Source organism: Methylobacterium sp. Gmos1 (genome assembly GCF_053764715.1).
On record NZ_JBSNCC010000016.1, the window covers coordinates 130,763 to 149,414 of the forward strand.

The 18,652-nt window shown below is 73.5% G+C and carries 9 protein-coding genes and 1 rRNA gene; 7 read left to right on the forward strand and 3 right to left on the reverse strand.

All coding sequences use genetic code 11. The features are described from left to right. The first annotated feature begins 225 nt into the window (after nucleotides 1–225). The 5 genes from ACS5PV_RS24935 to ACS5PV_RS24955 all read left to right on the forward strand — a co-directional run bounded on the left by ACS5PV_RS24935 (nucleotide 226) and on the right by ACS5PV_RS24955 (nucleotide 11,924). A complete protein-coding gene (locus ACS5PV_RS24935; protein ID WP_455398039.1) occupies nucleotides 226–6,978 on the forward strand; it encodes a hypothetical protein in 6,753 nt (2,250 codons plus the stop codon). A 9-nt stretch (nucleotides 6,979–6,987) separates the two neighbouring features. Further along, nucleotides 6,988–7,614 carry an invasion associated locus B family protein gene (locus ACS5PV_RS24940; protein ID WP_455398040.1) on the forward strand — a complete coding sequence of 209 codons (627 nt, stop codon included), beginning with the start codon at nucleotides 6,988–6,990 and terminating at the stop codon, nucleotides 7,612–7,614. Between the two features lie 114 nt (nucleotides 7,615–7,728). Continuing rightward, nucleotides 7,729–8,658, forward strand: coding sequence for an AEC family transporter (locus ACS5PV_RS24945; RefSeq protein ID WP_455398041.1), 930 nt, complete (start codon nucleotides 7,729–7,731; stop codon nucleotides 8,656–8,658). A gap of 166 nt (nucleotides 8,659–8,824) precedes the next feature. Next, nucleotides 8,825–9,997 carry an MFS transporter gene (locus ACS5PV_RS24950; RefSeq protein WP_455398042.1) on the forward strand — a complete coding sequence of 391 codons (1,173 nt, stop codon included), beginning with the start codon at nucleotides 8,825–8,827 and terminating at the stop codon, nucleotides 9,995–9,997. Between the two features lie 538 nt (nucleotides 9,998–10,535). After that, nucleotides 10,536–11,924 (forward strand): diguanylate cyclase, encoded by a 1,389-nt coding sequence (locus tag ACS5PV_RS24955; RefSeq protein ID WP_455398043.1) that lies wholly within the window; start codon nucleotides 10,536–10,538, stop codon nucleotides 11,922–11,924. 96 nt (nucleotides 11,925–12,020) lie between these two features. Here ACS5PV_RS24955 and ACS5PV_RS24960 read toward each other — a convergent pair whose 3' ends face one another. The 3 genes from ACS5PV_RS24960 to ACS5PV_RS24970 form a co-directional block, all read right to left on the reverse strand. After that, a complete protein-coding gene (locus tag ACS5PV_RS24960) occupies nucleotides 12,021–14,645 on the reverse strand; it encodes a sensor domain-containing phosphodiesterase (RefSeq protein WP_455398044.1) in 2,625 nt (874 codons plus the stop codon). A 304-nt stretch (nucleotides 14,646–14,949) separates the two neighbouring features. Beyond that, nucleotides 14,950–16,080 (reverse strand): acyl-CoA dehydrogenase family protein, encoded by a 1,131-nt coding sequence (locus ACS5PV_RS24965; protein ID WP_455398045.1) that lies wholly within the window; start codon nucleotides 16,078–16,080, stop codon nucleotides 14,950–14,952. 11 nt (nucleotides 16,081–16,091) lie between these two features. Further along, nucleotides 16,092–16,853, reverse strand: coding sequence for an SDR family NAD(P)-dependent oxidoreductase (locus ACS5PV_RS24970; protein WP_455398046.1), 762 nt, complete (start codon nucleotides 16,851–16,853; stop codon nucleotides 16,092–16,094). A gap of 186 nt (nucleotides 16,854–17,039) precedes the next feature. On the opposite strand from ACS5PV_RS24970, the gene ACS5PV_RS24975 reads away from it, so the two are divergent. Together ACS5PV_RS24975 and ACS5PV_RS24980 are read left to right on the forward strand one after the other, a co-directional pair. Next, nucleotides 17,040–18,170 (forward strand): CaiB/BaiF CoA transferase family protein, encoded by a 1,131-nt coding sequence (locus tag ACS5PV_RS24975; RefSeq protein WP_455398049.1) that lies wholly within the window; start codon nucleotides 17,040–17,042, stop codon nucleotides 18,168–18,170. A 364-nt stretch (nucleotides 18,171–18,534) separates the two neighbouring features. Then, nucleotides 18,535–18,652: ribosomal RNA gene (locus tag ACS5PV_RS24980) — 16S ribosomal RNA — on the forward strand; the annotation flags it as partial.

The window sequence follows — 18,652 nt, forward strand, 5'->3', positions numbered from 1 at the left end:
TGCACAATCCGATCGACGACCAAAAATTAGCCTTAAGAGATTTTTCAACGGCTCGGCGCTATCAAGAGGCGTCGAGCGGCCGCGCCGATCCCGGACCACCAGTCGAGCCGAGGATCCGGGGCCGCCGACACGACACATCAATGAATACGTGTTCGCGACGGTTCTGCTTCGGGCCCTGCCGGCCCGAGGTCTGTTCATCGCGCGTCTTGGAGGCTCCCTGTCGCCATGTTCAGTGCGTATCGCCGTCCGAGCCCGTTGCTGCGCCGCGAACTCCTGGCGACGACCGCCGTGACGGTCGGCCTTGGCCTCGCCTGCACGGCCGGGGCCCAGGCTCAACAACCACCCTACACGGCCGCTTCCAACGCGGGCACGTCCGCTGGCGGAAACAACGCCACGGCGGTCGGCCCGAACGCGACGGCCGGCGGCGACGAATCCTTTGCCGGCGGCTACAATGCGAATTCCGGCGGCGCCGGCTCGGTGGCGATCGGCTCCGGCACGAGCGCGCAATCCGCGGGCACCAATCAGGGCATCATCAACTACCGCGACGGCAACGGCGTCGGCAATGCCGCTGTCGGGAGCAACCCCTCGAACCTCCAGACCGGGAGCAACGGCGCCTCGATTCCGGTCAACGAGACAACGAATGCCGGCGCCACCCCGTCCGGCACGGCGGTCGGCAAGGGATCCTCGGTCGGCAACGCGGGCGGCGTCGCGATCGGCTACAAGAACACCGCCGGGAGCGGCACCTTCAACTCGACCGCGATCGGCTCGAACAACGCGGCCGCCGGCAGCTTCGGCCTCGCGATCGGCTACAGCAACGCCGCCCCCGGGCGCTCGTCGATGGCCATCGGCACGAACAACCTGGCGAATGGCGACATCGCCATGGCGCTCGGCCGCCAGACCTACGCCATCGGCCCCTATTCCTTCGCGCAGGGCTTTGTCGCCAGCGCCTACGGCAAGGATGCGATCGCGATCGGGCGCCTGTCGGTCGCCGGCGAGACGATCAGCGACGGCACCGGTGCCGGTTCGTCTGCGAGCAACATCGCGATCGGCGATACCTCGACCGCCCTCGGCGGCTCGGCCGTGGCGCTCGGCAGCGGGGCGAGGGCGTCCAATGCCCGCTCCGTCGCGGTCGGCGCCGGGTCCTCGGCCCTGCGCGGCTCGATGTCGGGCAACGAGGTGTTCAGCGGCAACGCGCTCGGCGCCAACAACACCGAGTTCTCGGTCGGCAGCGCGGGATTCGAGCGCCAGATCACCAACGTCGCCGGCGCCACGAACGCGACCGACGCGGTGAACCTGCGCCAACTGCGCATGGTCGGCGACAGCCTGGCGGGCTCGCTCGGCGGCAGCTTCGACCCCGCCACCGGCGCCTATTCGGCGCCGAGCTTCGGCTATGGCGGGACGTCCTACGCCAAGGCGACGGACGCCATCCAGGCGATCGATACCTTCGCGCTGCGCTACGACCGGGACGGCGGCGGCACCCGGCTGCCCAGCGTCGACCTCACCCGCGGCGGTGCGGTCGGCTCCGCCGTGTCGATCACCGGGCTTGCCCCGGCCACCGTCGACAGCGGCGCCGTCGCCCTGTCGCAGATGCCGCTGCGCTACTCAACCACCGCGAACCCCACCGTCGCCAATCCGGCCGTGCCCTCGAACGACGTGACCCTCGTCGGCGCGACGGGGGGCCGCCCGGTCGGCCTGCACAACGTCGCGCCCGGCGACATCACCACGGCGACCTCGACCGACGCGGTCAATGGCGGCCAGCTCTACGCGACGAACCAGCAGGTGGCGGGCAACGCCGCCGGCCTGTCGAGCCTGAACACGGGTCTCGCCAACGGCACGATCGGCCTGGTGCAGCAGGACGCGACGAGCCGCGCGCTCACGGTCGGCAAGGCCACCGACGGCACCCTCGTCGACCTCACCGGCACGCAGGGAGCGCGCCGCCTCACCGGGCTCGCCTCCGGCGTCCTCGACAACGACGCGGTCGCGTTCCGCCAACTGCGCGCCACCGGCTCCGCGCTCGGCGGCGGCGCCGCCTATGATCCGGTCACCGGCGCCTTCGTCGCTCCGAGCTACGGCGTCGGCGGGCGCAGCTACAGCGACGTCGGCGCGGCCCTCGGCGCGTCCAACAACCTGGCGGTGCAGTACGTGCCGGATGCCGCCGGCAGCCCGACCGGCACCGTCGATCTCGCCAAGGGCGGATCGAGCCCGGTGGCGTTGCGCGGCGTCGGCGCCGGCAGCCTCGCGGCCGGCTCGACCGACGGAGTCAATGGCGGCCAGCTCTACGCGACGAACCAGCAGGTGGCGGGCAATACCGCCGGCCTGTCGAACCTGAACACCGGTCTTGCCAACGGCACGATCGGCCTCGTCCAGCAGGACGCGACGAGCCGCGCGCTCACGGTCGGCAAGACCGCCGACGGCACCCTCGTCGATCTCACCGGCACGCAAGGGACACGCCGCCTCGCCGGCCTGTCGGCGGGCCTGATCGACAGCGACGCCGCCACGCTCGGGCAGCTGCGCCTCTCGGGCAACGCCCTCGGCTCCGGCCTCGGCGGCGGGGCGGCCTACGATCCGGTCACCGGCGCCTTCACGGCGCCAAGCTACAGCGTCGGCGGGCGCAGCTACAGCAACGTCGGCTCCGCGCTCGCTGCGACGAACAATCTGGCCGTGCAATACGTGGCCGATGCCGCCGGCAACCCGACCGGCACGGTCGACCTCGCCAAGGGCGGGACGAGCCCGATCGCCTTGCGCGGCGTCGCGGCGGGGCGGCTTGCCGCCGGCTCGACGGACGCCGTCAACGGCGACCAGCTGTTCACGACCAACCAGCAGGTCGCGTCCTTGAGCGGCGGGATCGCCGCCGGCACGATCGGCCTGCTGCGCCAGGACCCGGCGACCGGCGCGCTCAGCATCGCGGCGGCGACCGGCGGCACCAGCCTCAGCCTCGTTAACGCCTCGGGCAACGCGCGGACCGTGACCGGCGTCGCCGCCGGCAGCCTCGCGGCCGGCTCGATCGACGCCGTCAACGGCGGCCAGCTCTACGCGACGAACCAGCAAGTGGCGGGTAATACCGCCGGCCTGTCGAACCTGAACACCGGTCTTGCCAACGGCACGATCGGCCTCGTGCAGCAGGACGCGACGAGCCGCGCGCTCACGGTCGGCAAGACCGCCGACGGCACCCTCGTCGACCTCACCGGGACCCAAGGGACCCGCCGCCTCGCCGGCCTCTCGGCAGGTCTCCTCGACAGCGACGCCGCGACGGTCGGGCAGCTGCGCCTATCGGGCAACGCACTCGGCTCCGGCCTCGGCGGCGGGGCGGCCTACGATCCGGTCACCGGCGCCTTCACGGCCCCGAGCTACAGCGTCGGCGGGCGCAGCTACAGCAACGTCGGTTCCGCGCTCGCCGCGACGAACAATCTGGCCGTGCAGTACGTGGCCGATGCCGCGGGCAACCCGACCGGCACGGTCGACCTCGCCAAGGGCGGGGCGAGCCCGGTCGCGATGCGCGGCGTGGCGGCGGGGCGGCTTACCGCCGGCTCGACCGACGCGGTCAACGGCGACCAGCTCTACGCCACCAACCAGCAGGTCGCCGGCACCGCGAGCGGCGTCGCGGCGAATGCCGGCGGCCTCGCCGACCTGCGCCAGAGCGTGGTGACCGGGACGATCGGCCTCGTCCGGCAGGATCCGGCAAGCCGGGCGCTGACGGTCGGCGCCGGGACCGACGGCGTGCTCGCCGACTTCACGAACGGCGCCGGCACGGCCCGCACGCTCACCGGCGTCGCCGCCGGCCGGGTCGCCGCGGGCTCCCTCGACGCGGTCAACGGCACCCAGCTCTACGACCTGAGCCAGCGGATCGACACCAGCGGGGCGGCCGGCTCCGCCTTCCAGACCGCGGTGGCGGCCGGCACGGTCGGCCTCGTCCGGCAGGATCCGGCGAGCGGCGACATCACGGTCGGCGCCGCGACGCCGGGCAGCCGCGTCTCCCTGCGCAACGGCGCCGGCGACGTGCGCCTCCTCACCGGGCTCGGGGCCGGCGCCGTCGCGGCGACCTCGACCGACGCGGTGACCGGGGCCCAGCTCTACGACACCAACCAGCGCGTCGCCGGCAATGCCGCCGCCATCGCGACGAACACGGCCGGCCTCGGCGACCTGCGCCAGGGCGTGCAGGCCGGCACGATCGGCCTCGTGCAGCAGGACCCGGCGAGCCGCGCGCTCACGGTCGGCAAGACCGCCGACGGCACCCTCGTCGATCTCACCGGGACCCAAGGGACCCGCCGCCTCGCCGGCCTGTCGGCGGGCCTGATCGACAGCGACGCCGCCACGCTCGGCCAGCTGCGCCTGTCGGGCAACGCGCTCGGCTCCGGCCTCGGCGGCGGGGCGGCCTACGATCCGGTCACCGGCGCCTTCACGGCGCCGAGCTACAGCGTCGGCGGGCGCAGCTACAGCAACGTCGGCTCGGCGCTCGCGGCGACGAACAATCTGGCGGTGCAGTACGTGGCCGATGCCGCCGGCAACCCGACCGGCGCGGTCGATCTCGCCAAGGGCGGGACGAGCCCGATCGCCTTGCGCGGCGTCGCGGCGGGGCGGCTTACCGCCGGCTCGACCGACGCCGTCAACGGCGACCAGCTGTTCACGACGAACCAGCAGGTCGCGTCCTTGAGCGGCGGGATCGCCGCCGGCACGATCGGGCTGCTGCGCCAGGACCCGGTCACAGGCGCGCTCAGCATCGCCGGCTCGACCGGCGGCACCAGCCTCAGCCTCGTCAACGCCTCGGGCGGCGCGCGGACCGTGACCGGCGTCGCCGCCGGCAGCCTCGCGGCCGGCTCGACCGATGCGGTCAACGGCGGCCAGCTCTACGCCACGAACCAGCAGGTGGCGGGCAACACCGCCGGCCTCGCCTCCTTGAGCGCCGGGCTTGCCACCGGTGCGGTCGGCCTCGTGCAGCAGGATCCGGCGAGCCGCACCCTCACCGTCGGCGGGACCACCGACGGCACGCTCGTCGACCTCACCGGCACGCAAGGGACCCGCCGCCTCGCCGGCCTCTCGGCGGGCCTGATCGACAGCGACGCCGCGACGGTCGGGCAGCTGCGCCTGTCGGGCAACGCGCTCGGCGCGGGTCTCGGCGGCGGCGCATCCTACGATCCAGTCACCGGCGCCTTCACCGCCCCGAGCTACAGCGTCGGCGGGCGCAGCTACGCCGATGTCGGCGGCGCGCTCGCGGCGACGAACAATCTGGCCGTGCAGTACGTGACCGATGCCGCCGGCAACCCGACCGGCGCGGTCGACCTCGCTAGGGGCGGGGCGAGCCCGGTCGCGGTGCGCGGCGTCGCGGCGGGGCGGCTTGCCGCCGGCTCGACCGACGCGGTCAATGGCGGCCAGCTGTTCGCGACCGACCGGCGGGTCGCGTCCTTGAGCGGCGGGATCGCCGCCGGCACGATCGGCCTGCTGCGCCAGGACCAGACGACCGGCGCGCTCAGCATCGCGGCGGCGACCGGCGGCACCAGCCTCAGCCTCGTCAACGTCGCGGGTGACGCGCGGACCGTGACCGGCGTCGCCGCCGGCAGCCTCGCGGCCGGCTCGACCGAGGCCGTCAACGGCGGCCAGCTCTACGCCACCAACCAGCAGGTCGCGACGCTCAACACCGCGATCCAGCAGGGCGCGGTCGGGCTCGTCCAGCAGGACCCGGCCTCGCGCGGCCTCACCGTCGGCGCCGGCACCGACGGCACCACGGTCGCCTTCGCCGACCGCAGCGGCGCGGCCCGCACGCTCACCGGGATCGGCGCCGGCCGGATCGCGGCCGGCAGCCAGGAGGGCGTCAACGGCGGCCAGATCTACAGCGTCACCGCCTCGCTCGCCGCTTCCCTCGGGGGCGGGGCGGGGGTCGCCGCCGACGGCACGCTGACCCTGCCGCGCTTCACCGTGCAGGGCGGCAGCTACGACTCGGTCGGCGGCGCGCTCGGCAGCCTCGACGCGGCGGTGACCACCCTCAACACCAGCGGCAGCCGCTACGTCGCGGTCAACAGCACCGGTCCGGCCGCCCAGGCCAAGGGCGCCGACACGGTGGCGATCGGCCCGGGCGCCGTCACGACCGCGGGCCGCGGCGTGGCGCTCGGCGCCGGCGCGGTGGCGAGCCGAGCCGGCCTCAACGGTGCCGCCGAGGCGTTCTCCGGCGTCGCCGTCGCCTCGAGCCAGGGCGCGGTCTCGGTCGGCGACGTCGGCGCCGAGCGGCAGATCACCAACGTCGCCGGCGCCACGCAGGACACCGACGCGGTCAACCTGCGGCAGCTGCGGGCGGTCGGCGGCGGCCTCGCCGGGGCGCTCGGCGGCGGGGCGGGGTTCTCCGCCGACGGCACCTTCACGGCGCCGTCCTACGCGGTCGGCGGGCAGCAATACGCCAGCGTCGGCGCGGCGCTCGGGGCCGTCGACACCTTCGGGGCGCGCTACGACGTCGATCCGGCGACCGGCGGGCGCGGCCAGTCGATGACGCTGGCCGGCGGCGACCCGAACCAGCCGGTGCTGATCCGCAACGTCGCCTCCGGCATCCTGCCGACCGACGCGGCCAATCTCGGCCAGGTGACCCAGGCCGCGGCCCAGGCCCGGGCCGACGCCAACGCCTATACCGACCGCAGCGTCGCCGCCTCCTACACCGCGGCCACCGCCTATACCGACGCCGCGGTGGCGCCGCTCCAGCGCCAGATGACCGCCTTCGGCAGCCAGCTCGCGGACCTCAACCGCCAGGTCGGCGAGGTGCGCGGCGAGGCCCGGCGGTCGGCGGCGATCGGCCTTGCGGCGGCGGCCCTGCGCTTCGACGACCGGCCCGGCAAGCTGAGCGTCGCGGCGGGCGGCGGCGTCTGGCGCGGCGAGAGCGCGGCCTCCTTCGGCCTCGGCTACACCCTGCCGGACGGCTGGGCGCGGGTGAACGCCACGGGTGTCGCCGCCGGCCGCGACTTCGGCGTCGGCGCCGGCGCGAGCTTCACGCTGAACTGAGGGCGAGGCTTGCACCGCCCTCTCCCACGCGCCGCGCGACGACCGGACCGCCCGGCCGCCTTCCTCGCGGCGCTGCTCCTCCTCGCCCCGGTGCCGGCCGCGGCGCAGCTGCGCGGCAGCCTCGCCGAGGCGCGTCCGGAGGAGCCGGCGGCGACGGCCGCGCTCCCCGAGCCCGGCTACCGGATCAGGCCGGCCGCCGGCGCGCCGGCCCGGCCCGGGGTGCGGCGGGTGATCGAGACCTTCGGCGGCTGGACGCTGATCTGCGACGAGGAGAAGCGGCGGCGCATCTGCAACGCCTCGCAGTCGATCGTCACCGCCACCGGCGGCCTCGCCTTCAGCTGGTCGCTCGCCGCGACGCAGGGCGGCGAGCCGGTCTTCGTCCTGCGCGCGCCCGTCGTCGGCTTCCCGTCCCGCACCGTCACGCTCGACGTCGCCGGCCGGGAGATGGTGCTCCGCCTGCCGAACTGCGACGCCGCCCTCTGCGTCGGCTTCCTGCCCCTCGACGCCGCGCTCGTGCGCCAGATCAAGGCCCGTGCCGGCGTCACCATCCGCTACCGCGTGCGGGAGGGGAGCGCCCCGGTGACGATCACCACCTCCCTCGACGGGCTTGGATCGGCCATCGGCAGCATCCGCTGACGGGGCGGCGCGGCCCCGCTCCGCCGCGGGCGCAGGGCTCGGCGGCTTGCGCCACGGCCCAGGCTGGACCAAAGCGGCTCTCGCCGGCGCTCCGCCCGGTCCCGGCGCTCCCCGATGCAGGCCGTCCTCAACGCCGCCCTCCCCATCTTCGCGCTGATCCTGGCGGGCTTCCTGTCCGGCCGCACGGCGCTGTTCGGGCCGGCCGCCGCCGACAGCCTGAACCGCTTCGCGATCTACCTCGCCCTGCCGGCGCTGATGTTCGGCGCGATGGCGAAGATCACGCCGGACCAGGTCGCCCAGGTCGGATTCGCGGCGGCCTTCGCGGGCGGCATCGCGACGGCCTTCGCGGTGGCCTACCTCCTCGCGCGCGCGCGGTCGTTGCGCAGCGCGCAGGCCTGCATCGAGGGGCTGGATGCCGGCTACAGCAACGTCGGCTTCATGGGCATCCCGCTCTGCCTCCTGGTGTTCGGGCCCGCGAGCCTGCCGGCGGCGGTGATCACGACCCTGTTCACCGCCTGCGTGCTGTTCCTGTTCGCGATCGTGCTGATCGAGCTCGACCTCCAGAAGGGAGCGGGGTCCGGCACCGCCCGCAAGGTGGTGCTGGCGCTCCTGCGCAACCCGCTGCTGATCGCCCCGCTCGCCGGCCTCACGGTCGGGCTCACCGGCCTCACCCTGCCGGGCCCGGTCGAGCGCTTTACCGCGCTCCTCGGCGGCGCGGCCTCGCCGTGCGCGCTCGTCTGCATCGGGCTCTTCCTGGCCCAGGAGCGGGTGGTGCTCTCCGACATCCGGCCGATGGCGGCGCTCGTCGTCCTCAAGCTGGTGCTGCAACCGGCGGTGACGGCGCTCCTCGTCTACAAGGTGTTCGCGGTGCCCGACCTGTGGGCGCGGGCGGCTTTGCTGCTCAGCGCCCTGCCGATCGGCTCGGGGCCGTTCACGCTCGCCAAGCTCTACGGGCTCGAGGCCGGCGTGACCTCGGGGGCGATCCTCCTCTCGCACCTCGCCTCGGTGGTCACGGTGTCGCTCCTCGTCGCCTGGCTCGCCTGACAGCCCTGTGACGGTTCGGCCGCGTGCGGCGGGCGAATGGCTGCCCTGCCGGCGCACAGCGCCGGGCCGCCTCGGCGCGGCCATGTTCTTTCATAGATCGACGTCCCTCACCTTCGTCCCCTCCCTCACGGCCCGCTCCCTGCGAGCGCCGGCCGAGGCCTCGCTCGTGTCCAGTTCCCGCCAGTTCCATCGGCTCACCCTCCACTGCACGGCGGCGCAAGCCGCCACCTCCCTCGCCGGCGGCTTCGTCGGCGCCTACCTGATGAAGATCGGGCTCGGGCTGCCGGCGGCGCTCTGCGTCTACGCCGCCATCCTGGCGGCCCGGTTCGCTCTGCGCCTCGCGGTGCTGCCGCTGGTGCGGCGCCTCGGCCTGCGGCGCGCCCTCCTCCTCGGCATCGCCGTCAACGCGCTGCAATTCTGGCCGTTGAGCCAGGCCGCGGACCCGCGCTGGCTCGTCGCCTGGATCGGGGTCGTTGCCCTGTCGGAATCGCTGTACTGGCCGATTCTGCACGCGGCCTCCGCGGTGACCGCCGCCGGCGAGACCCGCGGCCGGCAGATCGCCGTCCGCCAGGCGGCGACCGGCCTCATCGCCGTGGTGGCGCCGCTCCTCGGCGGCTTCATCCTGACCCGCTTCGGGCCCTCGGCCGATTTCGCCATCGCCGGCGCGATCCTGCTCCTGTCGGCCCTGCCGGTCCTGCGGATGCGGGCGATCGAGGCCGGGCCGGTCCCGACGCTCGCGGCCTCGTTCCGCGACGCCGACCGGCGCGGGATGGCGACCTTCGCGGCCGACGGCTGGATGGCCTCGGGCCTGACCTTCGCCTGGCCGATGGTGCTGTTCACCACGCTCGGCTCGCATTACGAGGCCTTCGCCTGGTCGGGCTCGCTCGCGGCGCTCGTCGGCATCGTCGCCGGCCTCGCCTGCGGCGCGGCGATCGACCGGGGCCGGCGCGGCGCCTCCCTGGCCGCGGTCGCGGCGGCGCTCGCCGCGGCCTTCGCCCTGCGCACCGGCCTGTCCTGGCTGCCGGGGGCGGCCCACTTCGCCAACGCGGCGGGGGCGGCGGCCAACGGCCTCTACATCCCGGTCATCATGAGCGCGATCTACGAGCGCTCGAAGCGCTCCGGCGCCGCCTACCGGTTCCATCTCGGGGCCGAGACCGGCTGGGATCTCGGTGCGATCGGCGGCTGCCTGACGGGCGCCGCGGTCGCCTCGCTCGCCGCCGCCCCCTCCCTGGCGGTCCTGCCGGCCTCCCTCGGCCTCGCGGCGATGGTCGCCTGCGTGCGTGACCGGCGGGAGGAGAGGGGAGGGACCTTGATGCCGGAGGAGGCGGTGCCGGCCTGAGGGCGGGCGCGAGGTCTCAACCCGTCGAACGGCGCCGGCTCCACTGCGTCGTGCAGGCCACAGCATCCCGCTCTCACAGGGATCGCCCAGGCCATGCCGCAACGGAGCTTCCGGATCCCGACGGGAGTTGATGCCGACACGCCAGCCTCCACCGACGAATCGGCCGTGATTGCCGATAATCGCTTGAGCCGGGGCTGCGTCCGCGGGAAGACGCGGGACGGCTCGGGCGTGTCCGTCCTGGGCGCGGATGAGGTCGAGGCGGGCACTGCGCACCCCGGATCCGCGCCTTGCCGCAGCGGATCCCCCGTTTCCGGGGGAGATGGTCTAAGAATCGATGTCTACGGGGATGCGAACCCCGCGATTCATCGAATCTTGAATGTCGGTCCCGAGTCTAACAAGATCGATCGAAGCAGGACGAGCGGAGCGAGAGATGGAAACGGAAGGCTGCCGACTTGGACTGAGCACGCTTGGGCTAAGCACGGCCGTTCCATCCGCGTCCGCCCCAGGGGCCCGGCTCGTCCGGAGCCTCGGGTAGGGCATGGCGATCCGTCGCGTCGTCCGCCGACTCTTCGGCGCCGGGCCGCCGGCCCGCGACCGGGCGCTCGCCGGCCGGCTGATGCGGGTGATCTTCGGCTGCTACGTCGTGGTGGCGGTCGGCCTCACGGCGTTGCAGATGCTCGTCGCCTACCGGGCCGCCAGCCAGCGCCTGCAGGACGACGTGGCGGCGCTCCAGCGCACCTTCAGCCCCGGCATCGAGGATGCCATGTGGCGCTACAACGGCGAGGTGCTGCGCGGCATCCTGACCGGCATGCACGAGATCCCGGCGGTCGTCGGGGTCGAGGTGCTGGACGAGGCGGGCGGGCGCGTCCAGGCGATCGGCATCGTCACCGACGCGTCCGGGCGGATCTGGCACGGCGGCGGCCGGAAGGCCGCGCCGTCGGCCGCCCGCGGCTTCGGCACCCATTTCAGCCGCACCTTCCCGGTCGTCCACGTCGACGGGAACGGCCGCCGCTACCCGATCGGCTCCTGGACCGTCCATTCCGACGACAGCATCGCGATCGAGCAGGTCAAGGACACGCTCGTCGTGATCCTGATCAACTCGGCGATCAAGTCGGCGATGCTGTGGCTGATCTTCTACCTGGTGATCCGCACCATGGTCGGCAGGCCGCTGGGGCAGATCCGCGACTACCTCGCGCGGATCGACGCCGACACCCTCGCGGCGGCGCCGCCGCTCACGATCGAGGCCGGCGGGCGCAACGAGCTGCACGCGGTGGCCAGCGCGCTCAACACCATGCGCGAGCGGCTGCGCTCCTCCTTCGAGGAGAACGCCGCGCTGATGCGCGACCTGCGCGAGATGAACGCGACGCTCCAGGACCGGATCGCCGAGCGCACCCGCGACCTCGAGACCCTGGCCCATACCGACCTGCTCACCGGCCTGTTCAACCGGCGCAAGCTCGACGAGGCCCTGGCCGAGGCGGCGGAGCGGGCGGTCTCGAGCGGCGCTCCCCTGGCGCTGATCCTCGGCGACGTCGACAACTTCAAGGCGGTCAACGACCGCTACGGCCACACGATCGGCGATGGGGTGCTGGTCGCCTTCGCGGCGCTCCTGCGCGACGCGGTGCGGCCCACCGACGTCCTCGGCCGCTGGGGCGGCGAGGAGTTCATGCTGCTGTGCCCGGCCACCGACCTCACGGCGGCCACCGCCATCGCCGAGCGCCTGCGCCAGCGCGTCGAGGCCACCGCCCTGCCGGAGGTCGGCCCCCGCACCTGCTCCTTCGGAGTCGCCGTCCTGGCGCCGTCTGAGAGCACCGACAGCCTGATCGGCCGCGCCGACGCCGCGCTCTACCGCTGCAAGCGCGGCGGGCGCAACCGCGTCGAGGCGAGTCCCGGGCCGCGGCCGGAGATGGAGGTGCGGGGGGCCGCGTGAGGTCCGCCGCCTCTGACGCCCACTCCTGTCCGGGATCTCCTTCCACGACGTTCCGGTCGTACAGGTCGGCTCCGTGTCCAGAGAAAGGGGGACGTGTCAGTTCCGATAGCGGGACACGCGTTCGCCGCGACAGTGCGTTTGCCCGCCCTCGCGTCCACCCTGAGCGCCGCCGATCACTGATGCGAGCTCGCCGAACGGCGCCGGCCGGCCGAGCAGGAATCCTTGCGCCCCCGCGCAGCCCGCCGCTCGCAACCCGGCGAGCTGCGCCTCGGTCTCGACCCCCTTGGCGACGACCTCTCGCCCGAGCGCGCACCCGAGGCCGACGACCGCGCGCAGCAGGCCGGCGCCCTCCGAGGAGGCCGCCGCGGCCGCGAGCGTCCGGTCGAGCTTGATCCGCCCGAAGGGCAGGCGCCGCAGGGCGCCGAGGGAGGAGGCGCCGGCGCCGAAATCGTCGAAGGCGAGCCCGACCCCGAAGGCGGACAGCTCCTCGAGCCGCCCGCTCCCCTCCGCGAGCGCGGCCTCGGCGACGTCGAGCTCCAGCCGTGCCGGTGACGCCCCGGCCGCCGCCAGGGCGGCCCGGACGCTGCCGGCGAGGCCGGGCACGCGCAGCTGCGCGCCCGCGACGTTCACCACCACCCGCATCCCCGGCGGGAGCGCCCGCGCGTCGCGCAGGGCGCCGCGCAGGACCCACTCGCCGAGCGGCACGGCAAGGCCGGTCTCCTCGGCAAGGTCCAGGAAAGCGCCGGGGCCGAGGAGGCCGCGGGCCGGATGGTGCCAGCGCAGCAGCGCCTCGACCGCCGTGACCCGGCCCGCCGCGAGGTCGAAGACCGGCTGGTAGTGCAGGGCGAACTCGCCGCGCTGGAGCGCCAGGCGCAGGTCGAGGGCGAGGTGCTGGCGCTCTTGCGCAGCCTGGTCCATGGCGGCGGCGAAGAGGCGGTGGGTGTTGCGCCCCTCCGACTTCGCCCGGTAGAGCGCGACGTCGGCCCGCTTGAGCAGGGTGTCGCTGTCGAGCCCGTGCTCGGGCGCGAAGGCGATCCCGATGCTGACGCCGACGCTCGCCTGCCGCCCGCCGAGATCCACCGGCGCGCGCAAGGCCGCGACCAGGCGCTCGGCCGTCGCGGTGGCGCTCGCCGTGCAAGCCTCGCCGCCGAGCAGGACCGCGAACTCGTCGCCGCCGAGCCGCGCCGGCAGGTCCTCCTGCCGCAGGGCGTCGCGGATCCGCCCCGCGACCTCCCGGAGCAGGGCGTCGCCGGCGGAGTGGCCGAGGCTGTCGTTGACCGCCTTGAACGCGTCGAGGTCGAGGCAGAGCACGCCGCAGGCCCCGCCGTGGCGCCGTAGAGCGGCGAGGCGCCGGTCGAGGCTGTCGCGGAACAGAGCCCGGTTCGGCAGCCCGGTCAGGCCGTCGTGCCGGGCCATGTGGGCGAGCTGCGCGTCCGCGGCCTTGCGGGCGGTGACGTCGGTGTAGGTGCGCACCGCCCCGCCGGTCGGGAGCTGCACCGTGCGGATCTCCAGGACGGTGCCGTTCGGCCGCTCGCGCTCGTAGGTGTGGGGATGCAGCGTGATCGGTGCGTGCGCGATCTGCTCGCGCAAGGGAGCGTCGCAGCGGGCGAAATCGCCTTTCGCGACCTGATGGCGTCGCACCGCGTCGAAGGTGGGGCTGTCGCGCATCAGCTCCCGCGGCAGGTCGAGGAGCGCGATGGCGCGCTCGTTGCAGACCCGCACGATGCCGGCCTGGTCGATCATCATCAGGCCCTGGTCCATGTGCTCCAGGGTGGCGTCGAGGAGGGCGGTGCTAGCGCGCAAGCCGGCCTCGGCGCGGTCGATCTCGGTCACGTCCTGCACGGTGCCGAACAGGGCGGTGCCTGCACCGGCCTCGTCCAGCTCGCAGATCCCGCGCGAGACGACGACCCGGACCTCGCCGTCCGCCCGCACGATCCGGGCCTTGAACGAGAAGCCCTGCCGACGCTCCCGCGCCTCGGCGACGAGGGCGGTGACCCGCTCGCGATCCTCCGGGTGGTAGTAGCCGAGCGCCTCCTTGGTGGTGGCGGCCGGATCGCCCGGCGCGCGGCCGTGCATGCGGCAGACCTCGTCCGACCAGGCCAGGGCGCCGGAAGCGAGGTCGACCCGCCAATGGCCGATCCGGGCCATCCGCTCGGCGAGCATCAGGTTGCGGTTGGCCGAGACCAGGGCTTCCTCGCTCGCCCGCCGGCGCAGGGCCTCGGCCTGGCTGACGGCGCGGGCCTCGTAGTGCCGGAGCTGCGCCACCACGACGTCGCCGAGGTCGGAGAGCCGCGCCGTGTCGTCGCCCGAGAGCCGGCGCGGCACGGTGTCGGCGAGGCACAGGGTGCCCAGCGCCAGTCCGGGCTGGATCACCAGCGGAACGCCGGCATAGAACCGTACGCCCGCCTCGCCGGTCACGAGCGCGGTCGCGGAGAAGCGCGGATCCTGCGTCGCATCCTCGACGACGAGGGGCGCGTCGCTCAGGATGACGCGGTCGCAGAACGCCGCGTCCCGGGTGGTCGGGCCGAACGAGATGCCCGAGGCGGCCTTGCACCACAGCCGCTCGGCATCGACCAGCGAGATCCACGCGTAAGGGACGCGGAACAGCGTGCGGGCGAGCCGGCAGACCGCGTCGAAATGGGCCTCGGGCGGCGTGTCGAGGATGCCGAGGGCGCGCAGGGCGGAGAGGCGTTCCGCCTCCCGGTCGGGACGAGGGTGCACCGCGACGCTCCTTGCCGGCGGGTCGGCGTGGGAACGCCAGCGAGCCTCGACACAAACTTAAAAAACCTAAGCAATCGTTAAATCGCGGCCGCCGCGCCGCGGCGGCGTGGACGAGACGGCCCAGGCCGGGCGATAGACGTCGTCGTCGAAATCGGGACCATGCCTGCACCTGCGCAAGCGTGGCCATGAACTGCCGCTGAACGGACCAGTCTTGTCGGGTCCACCTCGCGCAGCGGCTGTCCATCTACGATCTTCGGCCGTGACATCGTGCCCGGTCGCCGCGGGTGCGAACGACCGGGCGCCGTCACGCCGTCAGCGCCCGGCTGATCACGATGCGCTGGACGTCGCTGGTGCCCTCGTAGATCTGGCACACCCGCACATCGCGGTAGATTTGCTCGACCGGGTAGTCGGCGAGGTAGCCGTAGCCGCCGTGGATCTGGATCGCGTCGGAGCACACCGCCTCCGCCATCTCGGAGGCGAAGAGCTTGGCCATCGCCGCCTCCTTCAGGCAGGGCTGCCCGGCATCGCGCAGCCGCGCGGCGTTGAGCACCAGGAGCCGCGCCGCCTCGATCTTCGTCGCCATGTCGGCGAGGCGGAAGGCGACCGCCTGGTGCTGGTTGAGCCTCTGGCCGAAGGTCTCGCGCTCGCCCGCGTAGGCCAGCGCCGCCTCGAACGCCGCGCGCGCCATGCCGACGGCCTGGGCGGCGATGCCGATCCGCCCGCCCTCGAGGTTCGAGAGCGCGATCTTCAGGCCCTCGCCCTCCTGGCCGAGCATCAGGTCGGGGGTGAGCTCCATCTCCTCGAACACGATCTGGGCGGTGTCCGAGCAGCGCTGGCCGAGCTTGTGCTCGATCCGCGCGACCTTGTAGCCCGGGGTCTTCGTCGGCACGATGAAGGCCGAGATGCCGCGCTTGCCCGCCGCCGGATCGGTCACCGCGAACACGATCGCGACGTCGGCGTTCGCCCCCGAGGTGATGAACTGCTTGGTGCCCGAAAGCACCCAGGCATTGCCGGAGCGCCGCGCCCGGGTCTTGAGGGCGGCGGCGTCCGACCCCGCACCCGGCTCGGTCAGGCAGAAGGCCCCGAGCTGCTCGCCGCGGGCCAGCGGTCCGAGGAAGCGCGCCTTCTGCTCGTCGCTGCCGAACTTCAGGATCGGCATGCAGCCGACGGAGTTGTGCACGCTCATCACCGTCGAGACCGCGCCGTCGCCCGCCGCCACCTCCTCGATGGCGAGCGCGTAGGCGACGTGGTCGGCGGCCGCGCCGCCATGCTCCTCGGGCACCAGCATGCCCATGAAGCCGAGCGCCCCCATCTCGGCGATCGCCTCGCGGGGAAAGCGCGCCTCGCGGTCCCATTCGGCCGAGAACGGCTTCAGGCGCTCCTGCGCGAAGCTGCGGGCGGTGTCGCGGATCAGGATCTGGTCGTCGCTCAGCATCGCGTCCCCCCTCACTTCGGCTGCATGCGCAACGCCCCGTCGAGGCGGATCACCTCGCCGTTGAGCATAGGGTTGTCGATGATCGCGAGCGCGAGCCGCGCGTATTCCTCCGGCCGGCCGAGGCGCGAGGGGAAGGGGACCGCGGCGCCGAGCGAATCCTGCACCTCCTGCGGCAGGCCGCGCAGCATCGGCGTCTCGAAGATGCCGGGCGCGATGGCGCAGACCCGGATGCCCGACGGCGCGAATTCCCGCGCCGCCGGCAGGGTGAGGCCGACGATGCCGGCCTTCGAGGAGGCGTAGGCCGCCTGACCGACCTGGCCCTCGTAGGCGGCGATCGAGGCGGTGGAGATGATGACGCCGCGCTCTCCTCCCTCCAGCGGATCGAGGGCGAGCGCGCCCGCCGCCACGAGGCGCATCAGGTTGAAGCTGCCGATCAGGTTGACCTGAATCACCTTGGCATAGGCCGCGAGATCGAGCGGACCGGTGCGGCCGACGATCCGGCCGGCGGTCGCGACGCCCGCGCAATTGACCAGGATCCGGGCCGGCCCGTGCCTCTCCGCGGCCCGGGCGACCGCCGCCTCGGCGCTTCCCGCATCGGCGACGTCGCAGGGCAGGGCGATCCCGCCGATCTCGCCGGCGACCTCGGCCGCCGCGCCCTCGTTGAGGTCGAGGAGCGCGACCTTCGCGCCCGCCGCCGCCAGCGCCCGTCCGGTCGCCGCGCCCAGGCCCGATCCGCCGCCGGTGACGATGGCCGCTACGCCGTTGACCTTCATGCCGCGTCCTCCCTTGTCGTGACCCCACTCGTCCGGTGGGTGGGCCCGTCGCGTTTCGCCTCGCGCCCATGGTGAAGGGCGGACCGATCTGCTACCCGGCGGGACATGGGTCCCATCGCTATGGGGCGGACCTGACATCGTCAAGGCGCGCCGGGACAGGCGACGACAGACGCCGGACGACCGGTCATCGGGGGAGGGGAGTGCCTGGAGCCGCCGCACCAGGGCGGGCCGCTCGCGGGGCTGCGGATCGTCGAGTTCGCCGGGATCGGCCCCGGCCCCTTCGCGGCGATGCTGCTCGCCGATATGGGGGCCGAGCTGGTGCGGCTCGATCGGCCCGGCGGCAGCGATCCCTACTCGAAGACCATCGTCTCGCGCGGGCGCCCGACCGTGACGGTCGACCTCAAGGACGAGGGCGACCGCGCCGGCACCCTCGCGCTTCTGGACCGCGCCGACGCCCTGATCGAGGGCTTCCGGCCCGGCGTGATGGAGCGGCTCGGCCTCGGGCCCGACATCGTGCTCGCGCGCAATCCGCGCCTCGTCTACGGCCGCATGACCGGCTGGGGCCAGGACGGGCCGCTGGCGAGATCGGCCGGGCACGACATCACCTATATCGCCGTCACCGGGGCGCTGGCGGCGATCGGACCGGCGGAGCGCCCGGTACCACCGCTCAACCTCGTCGGCGATTACGGCGGCGGTTCGCTCTACCTGGTGGCGGGCCTCCTCGCCGGCCTGCTTTCGGCCGGGCGCACGGGCCGCGGCCAGGTCGTCGACGCGGCGATCTGCGACGGTGCCGCCTCCCTGATGGCGATGTTCTCGGAGCTGGCCTCGCAGGGGCGCTGGAGCGACCGGCGCGAGGCGAACCTGCTCGACGGCGGCGCGCCCTGGTACCGCACCTATGCCTGCCGGGACGGACGTCACCTCGCGATCGGACCGCTCGAACCGCAATTCTACGCGCTCTTCCGCCGCCTGACCGGCCTCGATGCCGATCCGGATTTCGATCGGCGCGACGATCCGGAGATGTGGCCGATCCTGCAGCGCAAGCTGGAGGCCCTGTTCACTGAGCGGACCCGCGACGAGTGGTGCCGGCTCCTCGAGGGCACCGACGCCTGCGTGGCGCCCGTCCTCTCCCTCGGCGAAGCGGCGGACCACTCGCATCTCGCGGCGCGCGGGACCTTCGTCACCCGCGACGGCACGATTCAGCCCGCACCGGCGCCCCGGTTCTGCGGTACGCCTTCGGCGATCCGGTCCCCTACGGGGCCGCTGACACTGGCCGAGGCGGTGGCGCGCTGGAGCGGGGAGGGGAGTTTTCGAAGCTGAGCCGGACAAACGAGTGTTGACGCCCCGGGAAACGGGGCCTATACGACCACCCATCGGCGCCGGCCGCTTCCGCGGCCCGGGCGCTGAACCGTCTTCGCGACAGTCTGGGCCGGCAAGCCTGACTTTGGTCAGGTGCTGGTCCCGTTGTCGCCGATGATCGCCGGATTGCTCCGGCCCGCTCTTTGACAAGTTCATACGAGAAAGAGAAGCGTGGACGGCGTCGTCCCTGCGGATCCTGCCTTCTGGGTGGGATCGTGAGTAGGATGATGCTGGTCTGACGTTTCGGTGCTCACACGATCAGGTGGAAACGCCGGTCGGTCGTGAGCCTCCGTTTATGTTGTGATCAGCCTGAGATCTAACTCTTCAACTTGAGAGTTTGATCCTGGCTCAGAGCGAACGCTGGCGGCAGGCTTAACACATGCAAGTCGAGCGGGCATCCTTGTGGTGTCAGCGGCAGACGGGTGAGTAACGCGTGGGAACGT

Coding starts and splice junctions, on each gene's coding strand:
- ACS5PV_RS24945 (WP_455398041.1), top strand. CDS start 7,729: ATGCAGGCCGTCCTCAACGCCGCCCTCCCCATCTTCGCGCTGATCCTG.
- ACS5PV_RS24955 (WP_455398043.1), top strand. CDS start 10,536: ATGGCGATCCGTCGCGTCGTCCGCCGACTCTTCGGCGCCGGGCCGCCG.
- ACS5PV_RS24965 (WP_455398045.1), bottom strand. CDS start 16,080: ATGCTGAGCGACGACCAGATCCTGATCCGCGACACCGCCCGCAGCTTC.
- ACS5PV_RS24935 (WP_455398039.1), top strand. CDS start 226: ATGTTCAGTGCGTATCGCCGTCCGAGCCCGTTGCTGCGCCGCGAACTC.
- ACS5PV_RS24970 (WP_455398046.1), bottom strand. CDS start 16,853: ATGAAGGTCAACGGCGTAGCGGCCATCGTCACCGGCGGCGGATCGGGC.